The sequence below is a fragment of the Yersinia massiliensis genome (assembly GCF_003048255.1).
Taxonomy (GTDB): Bacteria; Pseudomonadota; Gammaproteobacteria; order Enterobacterales; family Enterobacteriaceae; genus Yersinia; species Yersinia massiliensis_A.
In genome coordinates this window covers 4,507,765-4,527,224 of the sequence record NZ_CP028487.1, presented here as the reverse complement: position 1 = coordinate 4,527,224, position 19,460 = coordinate 4,507,765, and the positions used below count along the sequence as shown (strand labels likewise).

Sequence of the window (19,460 nt, the reverse complement as noted above, 5' to 3'; positions counted from 1 at the left end):
ACCCCATTGGACTGCCCCGATAGCAGCCCGATGGGGTTTGTTAATGATGTTTTTGTTCAAAAAAATAAAACCCGTATTCACCTCTTAGGGGTGAAGCCATTGTGTGAAGCAATTTATTGATGAAAGTAATCTTTTAATGAAAACACTGAGACAATTTTATTACCTTGCCAGACCGTTTTGGGGCATTCGTTCAGCACTGTTTGCTTGGCTATTGCTGCTGGTGGTGTTGGCAATGAGTCTTTCTTCCGTTTGGTTTAATGTGCAGCTTAACCAGTGGAATGGGGAGTTCTACAACGCATTGCAGCAATTGAATAGCCAAGCGCTGTACCGATTACTGCAACATTTTATCCTGCTGGTGAGTGCTTTGATTCTGGTGGTGGTGTTTGCTGACTACCTGAAACAGCGGCTGATTATGCGTTGGCGCATTGGCATGACTGAACATATTCTGGCCCGCTGGCTGTCCCACAAGGGCCAGCATTATGCATTGAAGATCAATGCATTGGTGCCGGATAACCCTGATCAACGCATCGCTGAAGACGTGCGATTGTTGATTGAATCCAGCTTGCGTTTGCTCATCACCTTCCTGCACTCATTGCTGACCCTGATTTCGTTCGCCACCATTTTATGGCAACTCTCCGGCAGTATCAGCTTCTCACTGGCACAGCACAGCTTCACATTGCCCGGTTATATGTTCTGGGTGTGCATCATTTACACCCTGATTGGCATTGGCCTGACGCACTGGATTGGTTATCCGTTACGCCAGCTCAATATGGATCGCCAGCGACGTGAAGCGGATTATCGCAGTGGGCTGATTGCGCGCCGCGAAGCCAGTGATGCCATTGCTGGGCAACGGGGCGAATACCATGAGCGCGGTGCGCTTTTGCAGCGTTTTCGTGCCGTCGCTGACAACTGGTATCAACTGATTCGCTACGAAAAGAATCTCTCATTCTTCACCGTGGGTTACCAACAACTCAGTGCATTGGCCCCGATTTTCTTTGCGTTACCGAAGTTTCTGGCCGGTGAATTGTTGCTGGGTGGATTGATGCAAATTCGCCAATCATTCGCGCAGGTCGCAGGAGCTTTGGGCTGGTTTATTTTCTCCTATCGGGAGATTGCCGCATGGCAGGCGACAGTGACCCGTTTGTACAATTTTGTGGTGCTGCTGGATGCCGAACCCATCAGCCCTGTCGAAAGCGCACCCGAGGGCAGTGTGCCGCTACGTGCCACGCTGGATCTCCACAATGCACAAGGCGAAGTACTGCTAAGTGATATTGAGATCACTGCCACCGCAGGCAGCTTGACGCTGATTCAGGGGCGGTCAGGCATCGGAAAATCAACATTGCTGCGCGCCTTGAGCGGTCATTGGCCCCATTATCAGGGGCGTATTCAGCGCAGTGACAGCGTGAGTTGGCTCCCACAACGCCTCTATTTACCCCATGAACGGCTAGACGATTTGCTCGCCTATCCGGCGCAGCGCAGTGATTTTAGCGAAGCGCAGTTTCAACAGGTATTGGCACAGGTCGGTTTACCGCAACTGAATTACCAATTAGCGCTGTCTATCGACTGGCAGCAGCGCCTCTCTGGCGGTGAGCAACAGCGGCTGATGTTTGCCCGCTTACTCCTGAATAAGCCTCGACTGATTTTGCTGGATGAAACCACTTCGGCGCTGGATGCCGTCAGTGCTGCCCAGCTATTACGTTTGCTCAGGCAGCAACTGCCAGATAGCGCGGTGCTGCTGGTCAGTCACCAAACTTTCTTAGCTGAAATAGCCGACCAACAATATTGTCTCGATGATTCATTTGAAGTGATTCAAGGAGTGGCCACACCATGTTTAACCCTTTAGTGCCAATTTCAGTCCTTTGCCTGCTGTTGGTTTGGGTGATGCCTGCCGCGACGGCAGAAACGTCCTCGGCGCAGGAACAAAAGCTGCCTGTTCGTGCCGATCTTCAGCACTTCACGCTAGACAATGGCTTGCAGTTGTACTTGCTGCCGCGTGAACAAGCGGGCGTCGAGTTACGCTTATTGGTCAACAGCGGTTCGCTACAAGAGAGTGAACAACAGCGTGGATTGGCGCACTTTGTTGAGCATATGGCGTTCAAAGGAACCACGCATTTCCCCGGCACCAGCAGTTTTAAATCGCTGGAGAAACAGGGTATTACGCTCGGTAGCCATGTCAATGCGGTCACCAGCTTGAATGCCACCACCTACAAGCTGTCATTGCCGAATGCAGATGCAAAACAGCTCACGTTAGGGCTACAGATTTTATCGGACTGGGCGCAGGGCATCAGCTTTGAACCGGCGGCTTTTGATAAAGAGCGGCAGGTGATCGTCGAGGAGTGGCGCTTACGTCAGGGGGTTGGATTCCGCATTAATCAGGCGTTGGAACGCTTACGCTATCATGGCAGCCGTTATAGCGAACGTGATCCGATTGGACTGCTGGATGTGGTGCGACAAGCGCCGGTCAGTGAGGCAATCAATTATTATCAGCAATGGTATCAACCACAGCGGATGGCGTTGGTGGTGGTCGGCCGGTTTGACGCTGATAATTTACGCAAGCAGATCAATACGTTGTTCGCGATGCCAGCCCCTAAAGTCCCCGCGCGTGATGAGCCAAGTTGGCAGACTTTTGCGCCGCAATCAGGTTTGCTGCTCAGCACCGTATTTGATGCCGAGCAAGGGACGCGCATCATTCAATTAGCGCTACAGCGTGATCTGGCTACACCGTTGAACAGTGCCAACGGGCAGTGGCGCGATCTGCTGGATACCTTGTGGCTGACCATTTTTAATCAGCGCTTATCTTTGCTGGTGGATAATGACCTGCTATCGGTCGCCAGTATCAATCAACAAGGGGCGCTACTGGATAACCGGCGCATCCAACACCTGATGATTGCTCGCCCGCACGGCAATGACTATTACGGCACTTTGCGCCAGTTGTTTACCGAGCTACAACGGATGGCAACGACCCCCGTCAGTGATGCGGAACTGAATGCCGCACGCCAGCAAATCCTCAGTAAGTTGAGCCAGCAAGCCGCCAGCGAAAGCCGCTATCAACATGATTATCTGGCCGATAATCTCACGACTGCCATTGAATTTGATCTGCCGATGCTGAACAAACAGCAGCAATTGGCGATGACCAAAAACTGGTTGGAGGCCATTGAACCGGCACATGTGCAGGCACAAGTGGCGGAGTTACTGGAGAAAGGCTCGGCCCGTCTGGCGTTGATTGGCCCAGATAGCGACCAATCAACGGTAGATAACGCGCAATTAGCGGCGATGTGGACGCAAATTCGACAAAGCTCGCCGGAAGCTTTCACCCTGAAACCGAAACCCGTCACGTTGACGGTCACACCGCCACCGGCCGGTAAAGTGATACAGCGCCAGACCTTACCGATTCCAGATACTCAGCTCTGGACATTGAGCAATGGCATTCGGGTGATCATCAAAGCCAATAACCGCTTGAAAGACGATGTGCAGCTTTCACTACGCATTCCCGGCGGGCGCTCTTTGGAAGATGATCAGCACATCGGGGAAGTGAATTGGGCGATGCGGTTACCGGAAGTGAGTGGTTACAGCCAATACAACCCGCGCCAACTGGCGCAGTTAGCCAAGCAAACTGAGGTGGCTGTCGCGCCTTATGATGAGATGCTGTTTCACGGTTTAAGGGGGTCAGCACCCGCTGATCAGTTGGAACCGCTGCTGCAATTGTTATACCTCAAAATCACTGCGCCACAATTTGCGGCGGACAAACTGACACAGCAAAAACAGTCATTTGCATTGGGGTTAGAGAAGCAGCCGGTCGAACGCCGTTTCCTCGATAGCATCACACAAGAGGGGTATCAGCATGGCGAGCGCTTATTGGTCACGGCAACGGGGCCATGGCGTGATTTTACCGCCGCAGGGCTGGAGCAACGCCATCGTCAGCTCTTTTCTGCCACGCAAGACATGACGGTGACACTCAGTGGCGCGTTGGATGAAAAACGCCTTCAGCCGTTAGTCGAGCAATGGTTGGGTGGCCTGCCACGTAGCGAACAGCGCTTAACGTGGCGTGATTTGGCGATAAAACCCCTGAATCAGGCGATGACACATGATTACCCCATTGCCAGTAGCCCGAAAACCATGGTCAGCATGCAGTTCTCTGCGTCAGCAAGCTGGTCGCAACCGAATCAACTCGCCTTACAGTTGTTGGATAAAGTGGTCAGCTTGCGGCTGCGTTATGCGTTGCGTGAGCAAGCCAGCGGCATCTATACCTTAGGTTTCTCGCAGTTACTGGCTAAGCTACCTCAGCCTTATTATCTGGCGCGACTCAACTTTACGTCGGCACCAGAACGGGCGCAGGAGATGACGAAGATGGCGCAACAGGTATTGCAGCAAATGGCGGTGGAAGGTATCACACAGTCGGAGCTGGATAAGGCGAAAAAAGCTTGGTGGATTGAGCAAGATGCGAGCCGTACCAGTGCCAGCTATTGGACCGATGCGTTAGCGCAGGTGGCGAGTGATGACGGTAATTTTGCGCTACTGGCGCAAGAGGAGTCGCAACTGAAAGCCATTTCTCTCGAACAAGTGAATGCGTTAGCCGCTCAATGGTTAGGTCGTCACCCTAAAATATTCAGTTTGAGTCCGGCGAGAACAGCGAGATCTTCAACACCCTAGCAGGCCCGAAGAATCTCAGTGTGGACAATGCCAATCCAATGTTGGCATTGTCCCTCTCTTTTGGACCGGCTGGCACGTTCACGAAAACAGTTTCAGCACACTATCCTCAAGCGGTTCTCTTCTTGCCTTCATGCTTTCTGGCTTTGAACCAACACAGGCTATCTAGCATGAGGAGTGCGGCTAGGCTCATTCCCATTAGCGGTAAGCTCCAAGACAACAAGAGGACGGGGAGGAGACAAAGCGCTTTATGTAGCCATGATAAACGCCCCAATGAAGATATCAGCGAGCCTTGCGTCGGGAAGCGCTGGTGTTTAGGTTGGCGTCGCCACCACATGCAATAGCCCATGATAATGGTGCTGCATAAGCCAACGCCAAAAAAGACCAAGATGAGCTGATTGGTGATGCCGAACAGAATACCCATATGGGCATCAATTCCCCAGCGAATCAATTTTGCTACCCGTGGGAACTGCTCGAAATCCAACCGATCGACGACCTGCATGGTCTTGATATTAAAGGCCCGTGCATCAACCTGAGTGGGCCAACTACGGTCGATCTCGGCAACTGTCCAAGCACTATTGTCATTGCTGCCAGGGCGTATTTCTACTTTGGCGGCATCAATGCCCGCCAGCCGAGCTTGTTCTAATACGGCGTCATAGCGCCAGAGACGATAAGTCGGAGTGGCGCTACCCGCACCATTGGTATTGCAATGATGGGCATGTGCACCACCGCTTGCTGCGCCTAATGGCGACAGTGATGTGTTCATAACAGGGGTTTTCCACGCCAGTGAGGTACGCAAGACAGCGATATTCTCCCCCGCCCATTGAGACCATGTTAGGCCGGTGGCGGAGATAAACAGCATCAGCGGGAGTAACGTTAGACCCAGTAAAATATGGCGGTGGCGATTTTTCTGTTTTGGTTGGATCGGGCGGGTTTTATGACGGCGTTTCGCGGCCCACATCAGGATACCGCCAAGCGCAGCTACCCACATCCACGTGGCAGCTAACTCACTGTAGTTTCTTCCAAAATCACCCAATAATGCGCCGCTGTGTAATTTGTCCAGCCAAGTTCGAACCGGCAAGGAGCCACTGGAGCCGTAAACAGCCATATCACCCAAAACAGCCAGTGATACAGGGTCGATAAAGATGGCTCGGCTTTCTCCCGCGTTCAGCCCTGATGCTGCGAACATGACGCGAGTGCTTTCACCTGGGTGTGGGGCTGGGCGTACCGCGATGATCTTTGCATCACTCCCCACCACTTGCTGGGCGACGGTAATTTGATTCATCAAGGTGTCAGCTGGCCCCTCGGTATTCGGGTACAACTGCTTGGCGTAGAGTATTTTTTCTATATCGGGCGTGATGACATATAGCGTGCCACTTAATGCGGCAAAAAAGATAAAAGGCGCAATAAAAAGGCCAATATAAAAATGTAGGCGTGTGACCAATGCCAACCATGTGGCGCGGCTGGAAGGAGGGGTGACAGTCATAATATTTCCGCTAGCGTTAGACAATATTGATGGCCCGTTTTAAGTGTAAAAACGGGAGAGGCAGGGTTTCCCCTGCCTCTGATGAGCATATGATTATCTAATCAATCAGTTGCATGCCCCTTTATCTTCCCAAACTTTACCCCAGCCCGTGCTGTTACCTGTGGTATCAGTGACGGCGGCATCCCCTGGTACAGAGTTGCGATCAGCCCACCATTTGCTCATGTAGATACGACCATTGTGCGTGACGGTATCATTGGCGTTGTAGGTAGATGCATTGCTCCACTCGGGTTGAGCACATTGCTTATCAGCGCCGTCTAGTTCTGGCTTAACTTCAGGCTTTACTTCTGGTTTGATTTCGGGTTTAGCGATCTCAGCTTCACCTTTCAACGTAAAGCCAATACTCTGCTGTTTGGATTTGCCCTCTGCATCAACACCGATGACCACTAAGGTATATTTACCCGCTTTTAGGTCGCTCATTTCAATCGCGACTTGCTGAGTGGCATTTTCTTCCAGCGTGGTGTGGGTATAGCCTTTAACTACGTTATCTGGGCCATAGACTTTCGCTTCCAGTTCCATTTTACCGGTCGCCGCCAGATCAACGTTCAGCGTCAATGCGCCCGCAATCATTTGGTATTCACTTTCCATACCGGCCACAGAGAAGTCTGATTGCACTTCAACAGGCGCTTTATCGATGGAAATCACGATACTGGTGATTGGACTACCTGCTTTGGTGTAAAGGGTATTCACACCGTGAACAGGGGCCACTTTGCCAGAGGCAGTAATGTAGCCCGCACGCAGATCGTCGCGCTCTTTGTTGATTTTGCTGGCCAGTGCGTGTGCCCAACTATTTTTCTTGCCTTGTGAGGCATCATCAATGGTCATTTCCATGGATAAGTGTTCTTGTTCGCCGGTTGCGGTAAATACGCGAACTTTCACTTTATCACCGGCATTCAGGTCAGTGGCTGGCTCAATCTTACCCACCGATGCCGTCCATTCGGAAACCACAACTTCACCCGTGGCATCATCGAATTGTGCATCGATCATTTGATAGAAAGTCCCTGCGGTATCGGCAACATCCCAAGCACCATAAATCACTTGGTAGCCAGTACGTTCTGGAACATCACACTCGTGAGTCGTACGGACCTTGCCTGTTGATTGTGGAATGGCTGGGGCAGGTGGTAACACACAGAAGGGGGTGAGATCGAATGATTCACGGGTCAGCGGTGCATTAGGATTCCAGTCTTGCTTGGTCATATAATATTTAAAACTGGCGATGGGATGCGACTGAGTAAAGACCCATGTAAACGGCTGTACACCGGCTTTCATTTTTGTTTTTGCCCAGCGCTCAGCGGTTTGCTGATTCAAATCTTTACTGATCCAGTTGTCGCCACTGGCGAGTTTGCCGTCAGCAGGACCCTTTTCAGGGAAACCGTCGGCAGTTTCGCCCGAGCTTTGTGGTTCATACTGCACTGCACCACACTCTTTATTTAGATTTTTACCGTCAGCGTGACACAGCAAGTTACGTGATGGTGGGTTTTCGATATAACCATGTGCCAATGCACTACCACTGATTGACATCACGACCATTGCTAACATGATTTTATTCAATTTCATTTTATTGCTTTCCCATTTTATCAGTATGTTCCATTGAACTGTCTCATCGGAACGTTATTGGTGTTATTGCTAATGATATTCTTTGAAGAATAATTAATTTTCTGATGATGACGAATTGAAAAATAATATTCTCGACGAAGTGAAAATTAGATGAATGCGATTGGATTTGGAATCTATTTATCCTTATAGATATTAAAGTGTGATTAAGGGTAATTAACTTTAATATTTTTAATACGTTATGGTATTTTTCTGGTTGATTTTTCAGCGAGGAATTAATATTTTAAGGTCATGACCGCGGCCTTAATTATTTGGAATTAATCGCTTCCAAAAAATGGAGGGCATTTTTCCTACTAAATAAGGATGTCTGAGTATTTTAAATTCAGTCGTTGATTTAAAATCATTCGCTCTTTATCACGAACGAGTTAAATACTGTTATCAGTTATGCGAAATATAATTTGGTTCTTACCTTTAGTATTGCTAACAGGATGTCAACAGCCCGCTAGCAAAATAAGTCAGCCTTCAGCTCAGCAACAAATAAAACAATTGTCAGCATTAATTGCTGGAGCACAATATCTACAGAAGAATTGTCAGCGAGCAGCTGTTCCGGATGAAGCGGTATTGATAAAAGCAGCGCTGAATTTGGCGGTTTCGCGTCATTGGGATACTGGCGTGCCTGCTTACAAATTGCTTGGTGAGCAGAGCCAAGAACGTTATCAAGCACTGGTCAGAGAAAACAATGCGGAAAAGTCGTTATGTACAGAACTCGATTTAGTGATGGTTGATTTTGTCGATGAGGCACAACGTACGCAAAAGTAAGTCCCCTCCCTCAATCCTTGAAGCCTCAGGGATAAGTAAACTTTATCACTTCCCCCCTCTATGAGCCTCTTCCTTGAGGCTCACCTTCTGTTAACGGTAATACTGTAGGAATAGCAGCCAACCACTGAGCGCGAGAAATGGCCCGAAGGGAAGGTGTGTATTCAATGGCCTGCCTTTCAACATACGGGCAGCCAGTGAGAAGGCTATTCCCATCAATGATGCCATGAGCAGTAATGTGGGAAGTGCCATCCATCCCAACCATGCTCCCAAGGCGGCCAATAATTTAAAATCGCCATAGCCGAGCGCTTCCCGTTTGGTGAGCCACCAAAATGCCCAGTAAAGGCACCATAAAATCAAGTATCCGCTGACCGCGCCGATGACGGCATCCCCGAGCGGCAATGTATTGTCAACTAAATGGAAGAGTAACCCAGCCCAGAGAAGCGGAAAGGTTAAGTTATCCGGTAATAGCAGATGGTCGATATCAATCATCGTCAAGGTGATCAACATCCAACTGAGGAGCCATGCAGCCAGTAAGGGATAGCCCAAAGGAATGAGTGCAGCAATCAGTACCGTCACGCCCATGGTGATCATTTCTATTAACGGGTAACGCATCGAGATTGCACTGCGGCAATGTCGACATTTTCCCTGTAACAACAACCAACTGAACAGCGGAATGTTATCCCGCCATTTCAGCGGGATTTGGCATTGAGGGCAATGGGAGTGGGGCAGGCAAAGATTAAAATGGTGGCGATTTTCCTCGTTTAACATCAACGGCAAGCGATAAATGACGACATTGAGAAAACTGCCAACGCACAAACCAAGCAGAGCTAAACCGCCCCACCAAAGTGGTCCGATGGTTTGAACCATAGCAAGCGTCTCCATTAACGTGTCCTCTCCTTGGCTCGTTGCAGTACCAATGTGGCGATGCGAACCTGATCTGGATGATCATCATCGATGGATAATTTCAAGTGACTAGCTTGCATGCCATATTGTTTTTCCAGCAGATCCAGCCAGATCAATAACTGAGGAAAGGGAAGTGTCATGGGGGCCAAAGTTGCTTGATTGGCATTGGCATCCAGCAACACGGGGGTTATTTTTTGCTGGCGGGCACTTTCGTGTACCGCCCTGTCAGCCGATAGCTGGAATTGCGGTGGATGTGTTATCTGGAGGCGGCTAATTCTATCTTGTTGTTGCCATAATGCGGTGAAGTTCTGTTCGGCGTGGCGCAACTTCTGTTCGCTTTGGCGCTGATAGCCATTGAGTGAAGCCAAAATACCCTGTTGCAGGAGGAACCCCAGCAAGACCACACCCGCCAAGCCTATCATCCATTTTTCTCGTCGGCTCGTCTTTAGCCAGTGTTGCTTAAGCTTGATCATCATTGTGGGCACCTTTGATCGTTAACTGTGTGTTTTGCAGATCCATGGGATGAGTGGTGACTTGGATTGGCGGTGGCGATTGATGTGGCAAGCGGGCCTGGAGTGCCTGTTCGGGGAGATTGAATGTCAATACCAGCGCATCTTCATGCCACTCCATGGATTGGGCTTTCACGTCTTTTAACGACTGTAGGACGGGCATTGCCGCTCTCAACTGCGTTAGCAGACCTGAGGGTATGGCGTCTTTTTCCCGTTGATCGATCTGCTGCGCAATCCCTGCAACCCACTGTTTGGGGATAGCGGCATTAGGAAAGTTTTGCCGGTATAACTGATGCGTTTTTTGTTGTAATTGCTCAGCTTGCTGTTGTGCTCGGTAGCCAGTGAGCGCTGGTTGGACGGCAAAGGTCAGTAGGTAGATTGCGGCTAAAGCACCCAGCAGTTTATTGCCTCTCGGTTTCGTCGAACGGGGTGGTGCGAAATCGCCATGCAGTAGATTGAGGGTACTTTCCTGTGTGCCTTGAGTTAAGAGCGGCCAGATAGACTGTTCGTTTTTTTGCATCCATGTTGATTCATTTGCTGGACGCGGGCTATAACTCAAAATCATCGGCAATGAGGAATAGCGGCCAAGAATAAAGCCCAGCTCTTCTTCATTAGCACTAAAGCCCTGTGTTGCCGATTGGCGCATCAACCAAATGTCATTAAAACATGCGGTGACCCAACCGGCGTTTGGTGAGGGTAATGCCAACACATCAGGCAGTGCCCTCGTCGCGGTGAGCCCCGCCTGCGTTAATCCATCCAACCACCGCTGTAGCTGGTTTTTATCGATGGCAGCGATGGAGAACCGCGTCCCTTGCTGTTGGATAACGGTAAGATGAAGTTGCTCGACATCACCAGGGCAGATTGACTCAAGTTGCCAAGCTAAAGGCTGGGGCTGGTTTCGGCGATATTTGCCATTGAAGGTAACGGTGGTGAGTAACACATTTTTAGCGGGGAGCAATAGGGTTATCTGGCTTGTTTTCGCCAACGGCAAAAGAGAAGGCAACGCGGCTTCATCAACCAATTCACCTGCTTGTGCAGTGCCTTGATGAGGTTGGTAATACCAGTGGATCGGTTGCCCTTCTGCGCTAGGAGGGCAGATAAATAACGTATTCGGCTGACTTTTATTTTTCTTTAATCGTATCGATTTCATTTCAATCACTAAGACCGTATTGACGGGAGATGACGTGGAAAACGTGTCCATCACGTTGAAGTTGGCTGCGGATCCTATTGTTGTGTTGCTCTTCGTCCAACCAGAGCGACAGTTCAAAGTGGTCGCTGGTCAATGTGATAGCGGTTTGTGCTTGGGTAAACGCAGTGCTGCTGTCCTGCGTAAAACGTTTGAGATCATTGACGGATTGCCAGCCATTGGCCGGACGGGCGGCAATCAGTTGTTGTGCTGTTTCTACGGACATTTCCCCGAGAAAAAGCGCCGCAAGCAGCGGCGCTTGTGCAGGCGATAATGTATTGACGTTAATGCGTAGATTTTGAGTGGGTAGCGTGCAAATCATAGGCTTCAATCGCAGATACAGCGCTTGATCGACGCCCGCTAACACTCGGAACTCACTAATATTGAGCATCGGGCGGTTGGCTGGCATCAGCTTGGGTTGGTGGTCTCGATATTGTGCGGATTCACGGCCACCCTGACGGGCGAGATCATCTTTATCAATCCAGTCTACTAACGCCAAAGTCATGTTTTTCGCTCGAGTGGCATCCAATCCTAACGTCAGTAAGAGAGAGTGAAAAACCTGCTGGGAATAGACCTTATCCGACGTCTCTTTCTCCCCTTCAGTTCCCCGGTTTTGGCCTATCCCATTGAGATTAAAGCAGGCTTGCCTATCGCGAAGACTAAAATTAACTGGGTTGCCGTCCAATACCATTCGCTGGTCTGCCCGTGCCCAAGACTGGCTCAAATGTATTTTATCGACGGGCAAAGGTGATAATTGCTGGCGCTTAACCAGTGATTCCGCACTAAGCAGTAACCATTTAGTTTGTAGCTGAAATTGTGTGCTGGTGGCTCGGTTGACCGCACGCAACCCATAGTCATTCATATTGACGGCTATCATGGTCATCAAGGCAGTGATCATTAAGACGACCAGCAGAGCCATACCACGCTGGTTATGATTTCTCATGATTCACCGTCAGGAAGAAAACACGTTGCAAGGGGCCAAAGTCATCTGTCTCTAAGGTCATGTCAACGCCCTCAGGTAAGGTTTGGCCTTGATTCCAGCTATCATGCCAGCGGCCTTGAGACCAAAAACGCAGCTGAAAAGCGCTAATATTGCTCAGTGTGACGACTAATTTTGGCGTTGTTTGCTGATCGCTATCGGGTTGATGGTGGCTTAGGCGTTCTAATTTTCCTTGTTGAAAGCGCCAAGTCACTCTCTCCAGGCTGGATCGCGGGAGAAAAGCAGCAGGATTGCGCCAGTTATCATGTATTAGCGTCAAACTGTTGGCCTCCCCAGACCTAAAATAATTGAAATCGCTGCTTGCGGGTAAAGACAAAGCCGTGACGGGCCGACTTCTCGCTTGGGAAATGTCACTTTCCATGAGGGTAAAAGCGCGCTGAATATCGGCCAGTCTCGTCGCATGCTGCTGGGTCAGTTCGCTGTTACGCAACACGGCTTGCAACAATTGATAGCCCACTAAGCAAACGAGGGAGAACAAGGTGATGGCTAACATCATTTCTAACAGCGTGAACCCCTGCTGTTTAGCGGAACTCACGGCTTCACCTGATAGCTGCGCAGTTCAGATATTGCCACGGTAAAGCGATCGTCTTCCGCCACTTCAATTTCCAATGCCCGTAATTGCATATTAGAGGTGGCGACGCCGCGCCAGCGCCAATACCAAGTGGTATCGGCCATGATGCTCTCACCTTCATGCCACCTTTCCTCTGGCCAAACATTTTGCAGCCGTAGCCTGACTAATTGGTTCTCAGCGACCCAAGCAGCAAACTGCTTTTTTTCGAGATGACTTAAATTTCTGACTTGTTCACCCGTACTTTTGATAACAGCCATGCCGGCTAACGCCAGCACAACTAAGGCAACTAACACTTCTAATAGTGTCATACCCCGGCAATTCATCTCGATGCCGTCCCCGTTAAGTCATTAGGCGATGGTAGTGATGAGTGAGCTTTTTCAGCATCCGGTGGTATACCTTGCTCGGTAATGACGCGGGTATGCCCCTGTTTGTCTCGCAAAGTGAGCTCGAATTGTGAACGCTCCCCACCCGGAAAAAAGATAATCTTGGGTTCATCAATGAGAGGACTATCTTGCAGTGTATTCAGTGGCACCGGCTGATCCTGTAGGGTCAATTCGAGGGTAAGCTCGGCCGGTAACTGACGTTGTTGCTTGAGCTTCCCGCTTTTGATGGGATGCCAGTAATGGTGAGGCCATAAATAGCTTTCTCCTTTGTCATGGGGCTGGCTATTGAGCGTCATCAATTGCCAATGATGATGGGAAATAGAAAGCCCGTAGATTTTGCCATCCTGCTCAGCTTGCTGAGCAGCCCATTGCATGGCCACCGCTAACTGGTTGCTCTGCTCTGTTATCTCGCGGGATGAAGAGGGCAGTGTTTTCAATACCAGCGTTGCGATCCCACCGAGCAAGACCAAAACCAGCATAATTTCCATGAGTGTAAATCCGCGAGGATTTCTACTGACTGTCATCGAGGGCATTATGGCTGCTCTCCGCCATTGGCACCGATATCCCAATTGTTGATGTCATCATCAGTCTGCGCCACGCCATCGGGCCCGACAGAAAAGAGGTCAATGACGCCGTGCTCACCAGGACTGACCAACTGATAGGGATGTCCCCAAGGGTCGGCGGGCAGACGGCGAATATAACCTTCGACGCGATAGTTTTTGGGGATCGGTGCTGCTGTTGGTTTGATAATGAGCGCTTTCAGTCCCTGCTCAGTATTGGGGTAACGGCTATTGTCTAATTTGTACATATCCAACGCATTCTCTAACGTCACCACGTCGCTGACGGCTTTTTGGTTGTCTGCTCGGTCTTTATTCCCCATTAGGCTAGGGATGGTGAGGCTGGCGAGTACGCCAAGAATGACAATAACTACCATGATTTCCAGCAAGGTAAAACCACCTTGGGCAGTATTGCGCGCTAATGTAGCAGGCTGATTTTTCATGAATAAGTCTTCCTTGAGTCGATAATTATGGGGTTATCCCATCATGCTGTTGAGCTGCAAGATGGGCTGTAAAATAGCGAGAATAATGAACAACACGACCGTCGCCATGCTGACGACGAGTAATGGCTCAAACAGCGCTAATGCGATGGTGATACGGTTGACGAAGGCGTTTTCCTGAATGTCGGCGGCCCGTTCTAGCATGCTGTCTAGTTCGCCACTGTTTTCGCCCGAGGTGATCATATGGCGCATCATTGGGGATAAGAGACCGGTGGATTCCAAAGCTAATGCCAGACGGCTGCCTTCGCGCACTTTGTCGCTGGCCTCGATTAATTGTTGGCGAGCGTAGTGATTGACCAAAACCGACGCACTGATGTGCATGGCTTCTAAAAGAGGGACAGCACTGGCGTTGAGGATGCTTAGGGTTCGGGCATAACGGGCGAGATTGAGATCCAGCACGACGCGACCTATCGAGGGTAAACCCAGCATTTTTTTATGCCACCACAGCTGATTTTTGGCGGATTTTAACCACTGCCGCATCCCCACTGCTGATGTCAGGCAAGCCAATACGACCCAAAGACCAAATTCTCGTAAGGCATCACTGAAGGTGATAAGCAGACGAGTGGACAAAGGGAGGGCTTGTTGCATATGAATGAATTGCTCGACCACTTTTGGCACGACTGCAGTGAGTAGAATCGCCACCACGGCCACTGCCACAACAGTCAATACCAGAGGGTAGATGAGTGCCTGCTGCATTTTGCTTTTGAGTTTCTGGCTCTGTTCGGCATTATCTGCCAGCCGTAGTAGGACTTTATCCAAGTGACCAGATGCTTCACCCGCAGCAATCATCGTGCGAAATAACGTATTGAAGGTTTTGGGGAAGCTGGCTAGCGCATCGGCAAGGGATTGCCCTTCCAGTATTTTATTGCGCACCTGTTGCAGCAGTGCACGATGGCGGGGCTTTTCACTCTGTTGCGCCAGCGCCTGTAAGGCTTCTTCTAATGGCAATGCCGCCGCGACCAGCGTTGATAACTGGCGGGTTAACAAGACCAGTTCACTGCCACGAATATTATCCTGAGCCCGTCCCAGTGAAAGTGAAAACGCGCGAGGGGAATCCGTTGCTGACGTAATGCTGATCAGCGTCAATTGCTGTTCGAGCAACTGTGCCCGTGCAGCACGGGAAGATTCTGCGCTGAGTTTGCCACGGCATTTTTTACCGCTCACACTGACGGCCAAATAGCGAAATTGCATCATGACTCATTGGCCTTTGTCACGCGTAGCACTTCTTCAAGGCTGGTCACACCGGACAACACTTTTTCCATGCCGTCATGGCGAATGGTCTGGGTTTGCTCGCGTAGCATTTTTTCTAATTCAACTTCGCTACGCCCTTGTGAAATGGCTTCACGCAAGGCATCGCTTATTATCATCAGCTCGTGGATACCGGTACGGCCTCGATAGCCAGTGAAATTACACTGTTCGCAGCCCACGGGGTGAGAGAGAGAGACAGTTTTGCCATCTGATGACGGCAACCCAACATGTTGAAGAGACTCGGCACTGACTTGCGTTTCTTTCTTACAGTGCAGGCAAAGTGTGCGTACCAGACGTTGTGCCAGAACACCGAGAAGGGAACTGCTCAGCAAGAATGGCTCCACCCCCATATCCTGCAAACGGCCAATGGCACCGCAGGCACTATTGGTATGCAGGGTCGACAGGACCAAATGGCCAGTCAGAGAAGCCTGTACGGCTATTTGTGCGGTTTCGGTATCGCGAATTTCACCAATCATGACCACATCGGGGTCTTGGCGCAAAATAGCTCGTAAACCGCGCGCAAACGTCATGTCAACTTTAGGGTTGACCTGAGTTTGACCAATATTATCCAAGTCATATTCGATAGGATCTTCTACCGTCATGATGTTGAGCGATTGGCTGTTGATCTGCTGGAGTGCGGCGTAGAGCGTCGTACTTTTGCCTGACCCTGTGGGACCGGTCACCAAGATAATGCCGTGGGGCTGCTTCAGAATTTGGCTAAATAGCGCTTGTTTATCTTCTGTCATGCCCGAGTGCGACAGATCGAGTCGCATATTGTTCTTATCCAGCAAACGCATGACGACACGTTCACCGTGGTTGGAGGGCAGGGTAGAAACACGGATATCAATGGCTCTGCCGGCAATACGCAGCGCAATACGGCCATCTTGAGGTAAGCGTTTTTCGGCAATATCCAGCTTAGCCATCACCTTAATGCGAGAGACCAGCAAGGCTGCCAATTGGCGCGGCGGTGTCAAAATTTGACGTAATTCACCATCAATGCGAAAACGAATGGCTAATTGGCGTTCAAAAGGTTCAACATGAATATCGGATGCACCTTCCTTAATCGCCTCACTTAACATGGCGTTAATCAGGCGAATAATGGGCGCGCCATCATCGCTGTCCAGTAGATCGTCACTTTGTGGCAGGGCATCCACTAATTGGCATAAATCAATTTCATTGCCCAAGCTTTCCATCATTTGACGCGCTTGATCGGAGTCCTGCTGATAATGTTCCACCATGCAGGATTCGAACACGTCATCACTGACAAATTGCAGCTGGCACAAAGGCAGAATCCGCCTGGCTTCCAGCAATGCTTCTGGGCTAGCACTTTGCCGAAACAAGAGCTGTTCGCCATAAAGGGAATGCTGTTGGTACAGCACACCATGCTGTTGTACCCAAGCAAAGGGCAAGGGGGATGAAGATAATGATTGCTGACTCATCATGCCCCCTTGGCGTAAAACGCACTGACATCGTGACGTAAATCTTTTAACGATTGCCCATCTGACAACGCTTTATTCAGATTTTCTTTGATACGCTGCCCATCAGCATGACTGCGTTCTGTATCCTGTTCTTGTTGGAATTTATCGAGTTTTCGCTCACTTACATCGATGTAGCTATCTTGTTCCCGGATAATTGTCGGGCGAATGAACAGCATTAAGTTACGCTTTACCGTCTGCTGTGTGGTTGAGCGAAATAGAGCGCCAATACCGGGGATATCACCCAATAGTGGGACTTTACTGGTGACATCATGGCTCGTGCTATCCAGTAAGCCACCGACGACCACGATATTGTTACTGCCCACCATCACCGCATTTTTCACGGTACGGGTATTGAAAGTTGCACCCAAGTCACCTGTTCCGTTTGGGGCTTTTGCGGCTACGCTGGAAACCTCTTGTTCTATCTCGAGTAGGACGGAGTCGCCTTTATTGATCTGCGGTTTGACTTTGAGCTTAATACCGACACTTTTACGATCAACCGTTCTGAAAATGTTATCCCCAGTGGTGGTTTGAGAACCGCTCAAAATAGGGACTTCTTGGCCGACACTAAATTCAGCCTCCATATTGTCCAGTGTGACAATACTGGGTGTTGCCAAGATATCGTTTTGATTATTGGTACGAAGTGCAGTAAACAGGCCACTCCAGTTACCGCGATAAAAACCGGTGGCCAGACCGGTGACGTTTTTCAGCGCGGAGGAAAGGTCATTGCTGGCTGATACGCCCATATCGGGGAAATGAGTCCCGCCATTTTGTTTGTTAAACCACTGCACCCCGAGATTCAGATTGTTATCGTCTTGAACTTCCACAATGATGGCTTCGACCAAAACTTGCGCGCGGCGAATATCCAACTGAGCGATCACTTGTTCAAGATCGCGTAACAGATCGGGGGTTGCATTGATGATTAAGGCATTGGTTTGCGCATCCGCTTTAATCACCACGTTTTTCATCATGGCAGCAGTGGAACCCGCTGGGTTCTTACCTTCTTGCTGATTGCTGCTGACGCCAGTGAGTATGTCTAACAGGCTCTCTGCTTTCGCGAATTTCAGGTAGATAACTTTGGTGTTACCGTGAATATCGCCTTGCGTATCCAGCTCTAGTACGGTACCAATCATCCGCTTGCGGACTTGCTCTTCACCACCAATCAATACCGAATTCGTTCGCTCATCTGCGACAATGCTGGCGGACATTCTTCCGCCGGTATTCTTGCCATTGTTTTTATGTAGCGCTTGCGCAATACGGGCGACTTCGGTCGCTGAGGCGAACTGTAACTTGATAGTCTCAACCGTATGGTCGCCAGCGCTGTCGACATTTTTAATAATCGCAACTAATTGATTGATAACGGCAGCACGGCCTGTCAGCAATAAAACATTGGAAGGATCATAGTGAACGACAGTGCCAAAAGCGGCATCGTTTAGCTGACGGAGTAGTGGGGCCAGTTCTTTGGCTGCAACGTTATGCAGCGACACCACGCGCATGACAACTTCGTCGCCTTCACTTGGATTTTCGCCGTCGATAAGTGGAATAGCAGAACCTTTGGCATTTTTGGCAGGAATAATTTTAATGATGTCACCTGGCATATTGACCACGGTGAAACCATAAACCTCCAAGACGCTGAGGAAAAACGGGTAGTAGCGCTCAGGTTCCAATGTTTGGTAACTGCGTACACTGATAGTCCCTTTTACCGCAGGGTCGATAATGGCCGTCTTATTCAAGTTCTTACTGACAGTATTGATAAACTCAGTAATATCCGTGTTTTTAAAATTAGCTGAGTATGTTTCTGCATTCGCCTGCGGGATAAATAGCGAATAAAGCAAAAATAGCATCAAGATACCAAAGTATGAGAGGCTCGAGCTTGCAATAATAATTTTCTGCTCAGGACTTGAAGTTAAATTGTGATTAAATGTCATTTTTTCATCTTTAATCTATATGTGGGTACCATTATCAGTCCCAACAGAAATAATATTGCCGCCCGTGTGAACAGGTATTGTTCGACATCGACTTAACAAATTAAGCAGCCTTTATGGACTCAGTTTTACGTCCGATTAATGTTCGTTCAATAACAGTGATTTATAATATCCTTGCTGATTCAGGATGATACGGTCGGGAAATATTTTCACTATCACTGCATTATGCTCTGTTAATTCATCGCCTTGGATATATGAACGTTGACGCTTGTTTTGTTCAATAATGGCCAGACTATTTTCGTGCACGCTACTGCTCAGTACCCCGACTAAATTAAGGGGGAGATGACTAAGTGGAGCCTGAAGAACCAAAGGGTCTTCTAGCGATAAATAGCCCACACGATAAATATCCTTAACGGTATCCGCCGCTTCTGTTGGAAATAGCCCTAGTCCACCAATTTCCATAATATTATGTTTTTCAACATTATTTTTATGATGTTTGGTGGGTGTTTTTTCTACAACCAAGGGGAGGCCCGACGGCCATAATGGAACAATATGATGCTCAATGCGTGTCAGAATTAAAATGACAAGCGCGAGAGCAGCAATCATTTTGATTGCTCCCATCCTGGAGAATGCTATCCAG

The 19,460-nt window shown here is 49.4% G+C and carries 17 protein-coding genes; 3 read left to right on the top strand and 14 right to left on the bottom strand.

Going from position 1 to position 19,460, the window contains the following annotated elements; translation table 11 throughout:
- Nucleotides 1–136 precede the first annotated feature (136 nt).
- Entirely contained in the window at nt 137–1,843 is a 1,707-nt protein-coding gene (locus DA391_RS21030; RefSeq protein WP_108088318.1) for an ABC transporter ATP-binding protein/permease, read from the top strand.
- Nucleotides 1,828–4,650 carry a M16 family metallopeptidase gene (locus tag DA391_RS21025; RefSeq protein WP_108088175.1) on the top strand — a complete coding sequence of 941 codons (2,823 nt, stop codon included), beginning with the start codon at nt 1,828–1,830 and terminating at the stop codon, nt 4,648–4,650. The genes DA391_RS21030 and DA391_RS21025 overlap by 16 nt, the downstream gene beginning before the upstream one ends.
- A gap of 106 nt (nt 4,651–4,756) precedes the next feature.
- On the opposite strand, the gene DA391_RS21020 is transcribed toward DA391_RS21025, so the two are convergent.
- Together DA391_RS21020 and gbpA are read right to left on the bottom strand one after the other, a co-directional pair.
- Nucleotides 4,757–6,133, bottom strand: a complete 1,377-nt coding sequence (locus DA391_RS21020; RefSeq protein WP_108088174.1) for a PepSY-associated TM helix domain-containing protein — start codon at nt 6,131–6,133, stop codon at nt 4,757–4,759.
- A 105-nt stretch (nt 6,134–6,238) separates the two neighbouring features.
- Nucleotides 6,239–7,747, bottom strand: coding sequence for an N-acetylglucosamine-binding protein GbpA (gbpA, locus tag DA391_RS21015; RefSeq protein WP_050879173.1), 1,509 nt, complete (start codon nt 7,745–7,747; stop codon nt 6,239–6,241).
- 441 nt (nt 7,748–8,188) lie between these two features.
- Here gbpA and gspS point away from each other — a divergent pair, with 441 nt between their 5' ends.
- Nucleotides 8,189–8,563, top strand: a complete 375-nt coding sequence (gene gspS / locus DA391_RS21010) for a type II secretion system pilot lipoprotein GspS (protein ID WP_240624772.1) — start codon at nt 8,189–8,191, stop codon at nt 8,561–8,563.
- Between the two features lie 90 nt (nt 8,564–8,653).
- On the opposite strand, the gene DA391_RS21005 is transcribed toward gspS, so the two are convergent.
- The 12 genes from DA391_RS21005 to DA391_RS20950 form a co-directional block, all read right to left on the bottom strand.
- Nucleotides 8,654–9,445, bottom strand: coding sequence for a prepilin peptidase (locus tag DA391_RS21005; protein ID WP_108088172.1), 792 nt, complete (start codon nt 9,443–9,445; stop codon nt 8,654–8,656).
- Complete coding sequence (gspM, locus tag DA391_RS21000) at nt 9,445–9,942, bottom strand: type II secretion system protein GspM (protein ID WP_240624770.1); 498 nt, start codon at nt 9,940–9,942, stop codon at nt 9,445–9,447. Before gspM ends, DA391_RS21005 begins: the two co-directional genes overlap by 1 nt.
- Nucleotides 9,926–11,125: a type II secretion system protein GspL gene (gene gspL, locus DA391_RS20995; protein ID WP_108088171.1), complete on the bottom strand. Its 1,200-nt coding sequence runs from the start codon at nt 11,123–11,125 to the stop codon at nt 9,926–9,928. Before gspL ends, gspM begins: the two co-directional genes overlap by 17 nt.
- 1 nt (nt 11,126) lies before the next feature.
- The gene (gene gspK, locus DA391_RS20990) at nt 11,127–12,104 is read right to left on the bottom strand and encodes a type II secretion system minor pseudopilin GspK (RefSeq protein WP_108088170.1); all 978 of its coding nucleotides are present in this window, start codon (nt 12,102–12,104) and stop codon (nt 11,127–11,129) included.
- On the bottom strand, nt 12,091–12,696 hold the full coding sequence (gene gspJ / locus DA391_RS20985) for a type II secretion system minor pseudopilin GspJ (protein ID WP_057644062.1): 606 nt from the start codon (nt 12,694–12,696) through the stop codon (nt 12,091–12,093). Before gspJ ends, gspK begins: the two co-directional genes overlap by 14 nt.
- On the bottom strand, nt 12,693–13,055 hold the full coding sequence (gene gspI, locus DA391_RS20980) for a type II secretion system minor pseudopilin GspI (RefSeq protein ID WP_050874740.1): 363 nt from the start codon (nt 13,053–13,055) through the stop codon (nt 12,693–12,695). Before gspI ends, gspJ begins: the two co-directional genes overlap by 4 nt.
- A complete protein-coding gene (locus tag DA391_RS20975; protein ID WP_230820163.1) occupies nt 13,052–13,603 on the bottom strand; it encodes a GspH/FimT family pseudopilin in 552 nt (183 codons plus the stop codon). The genes gspI and DA391_RS20975 overlap by 4 nt, the downstream gene beginning before the upstream one ends.
- A gap of 44 nt (nt 13,604–13,647) precedes the next feature.
- Nucleotides 13,648–14,115, bottom strand: coding sequence for a type II secretion system major pseudopilin GspG (gene gspG / locus DA391_RS20970; RefSeq protein ID WP_098905134.1), 468 nt, complete (start codon nt 14,113–14,115; stop codon nt 13,648–13,650).
- Between the two features lie 33 nt (nt 14,116–14,148).
- Complete coding sequence (gspF, locus tag DA391_RS20965) at nt 14,149–15,366, bottom strand: type II secretion system inner membrane protein GspF (protein ID WP_098905135.1); 1,218 nt, start codon at nt 15,364–15,366, stop codon at nt 14,149–14,151.
- Entirely contained in the window at nt 15,363–16,859 is a 1,497-nt protein-coding gene (gspE, locus tag DA391_RS20960) for a type II secretion system ATPase GspE (RefSeq protein WP_072187298.1), read from the bottom strand. The genes gspF and gspE overlap by 4 nt, the downstream gene beginning before the upstream one ends.
- Entirely contained in the window at nt 16,859–18,739 is a 1,881-nt protein-coding gene (gspD, locus tag DA391_RS20955; RefSeq protein ID WP_230820164.1) for a type II secretion system secretin GspD, read from the bottom strand. The genes gspE and gspD overlap by 1 nt, the downstream gene beginning before the upstream one ends.
- Before the next feature lie 219 nt (nt 18,740–18,958).
- Entirely contained in the window at nt 18,959–19,426 is a 468-nt protein-coding gene (locus tag DA391_RS20950) for a type II secretion system protein N (protein ID WP_057644078.1), read from the bottom strand.
- Nucleotides 19,427–19,460 lie beyond the last annotated feature (34 nt).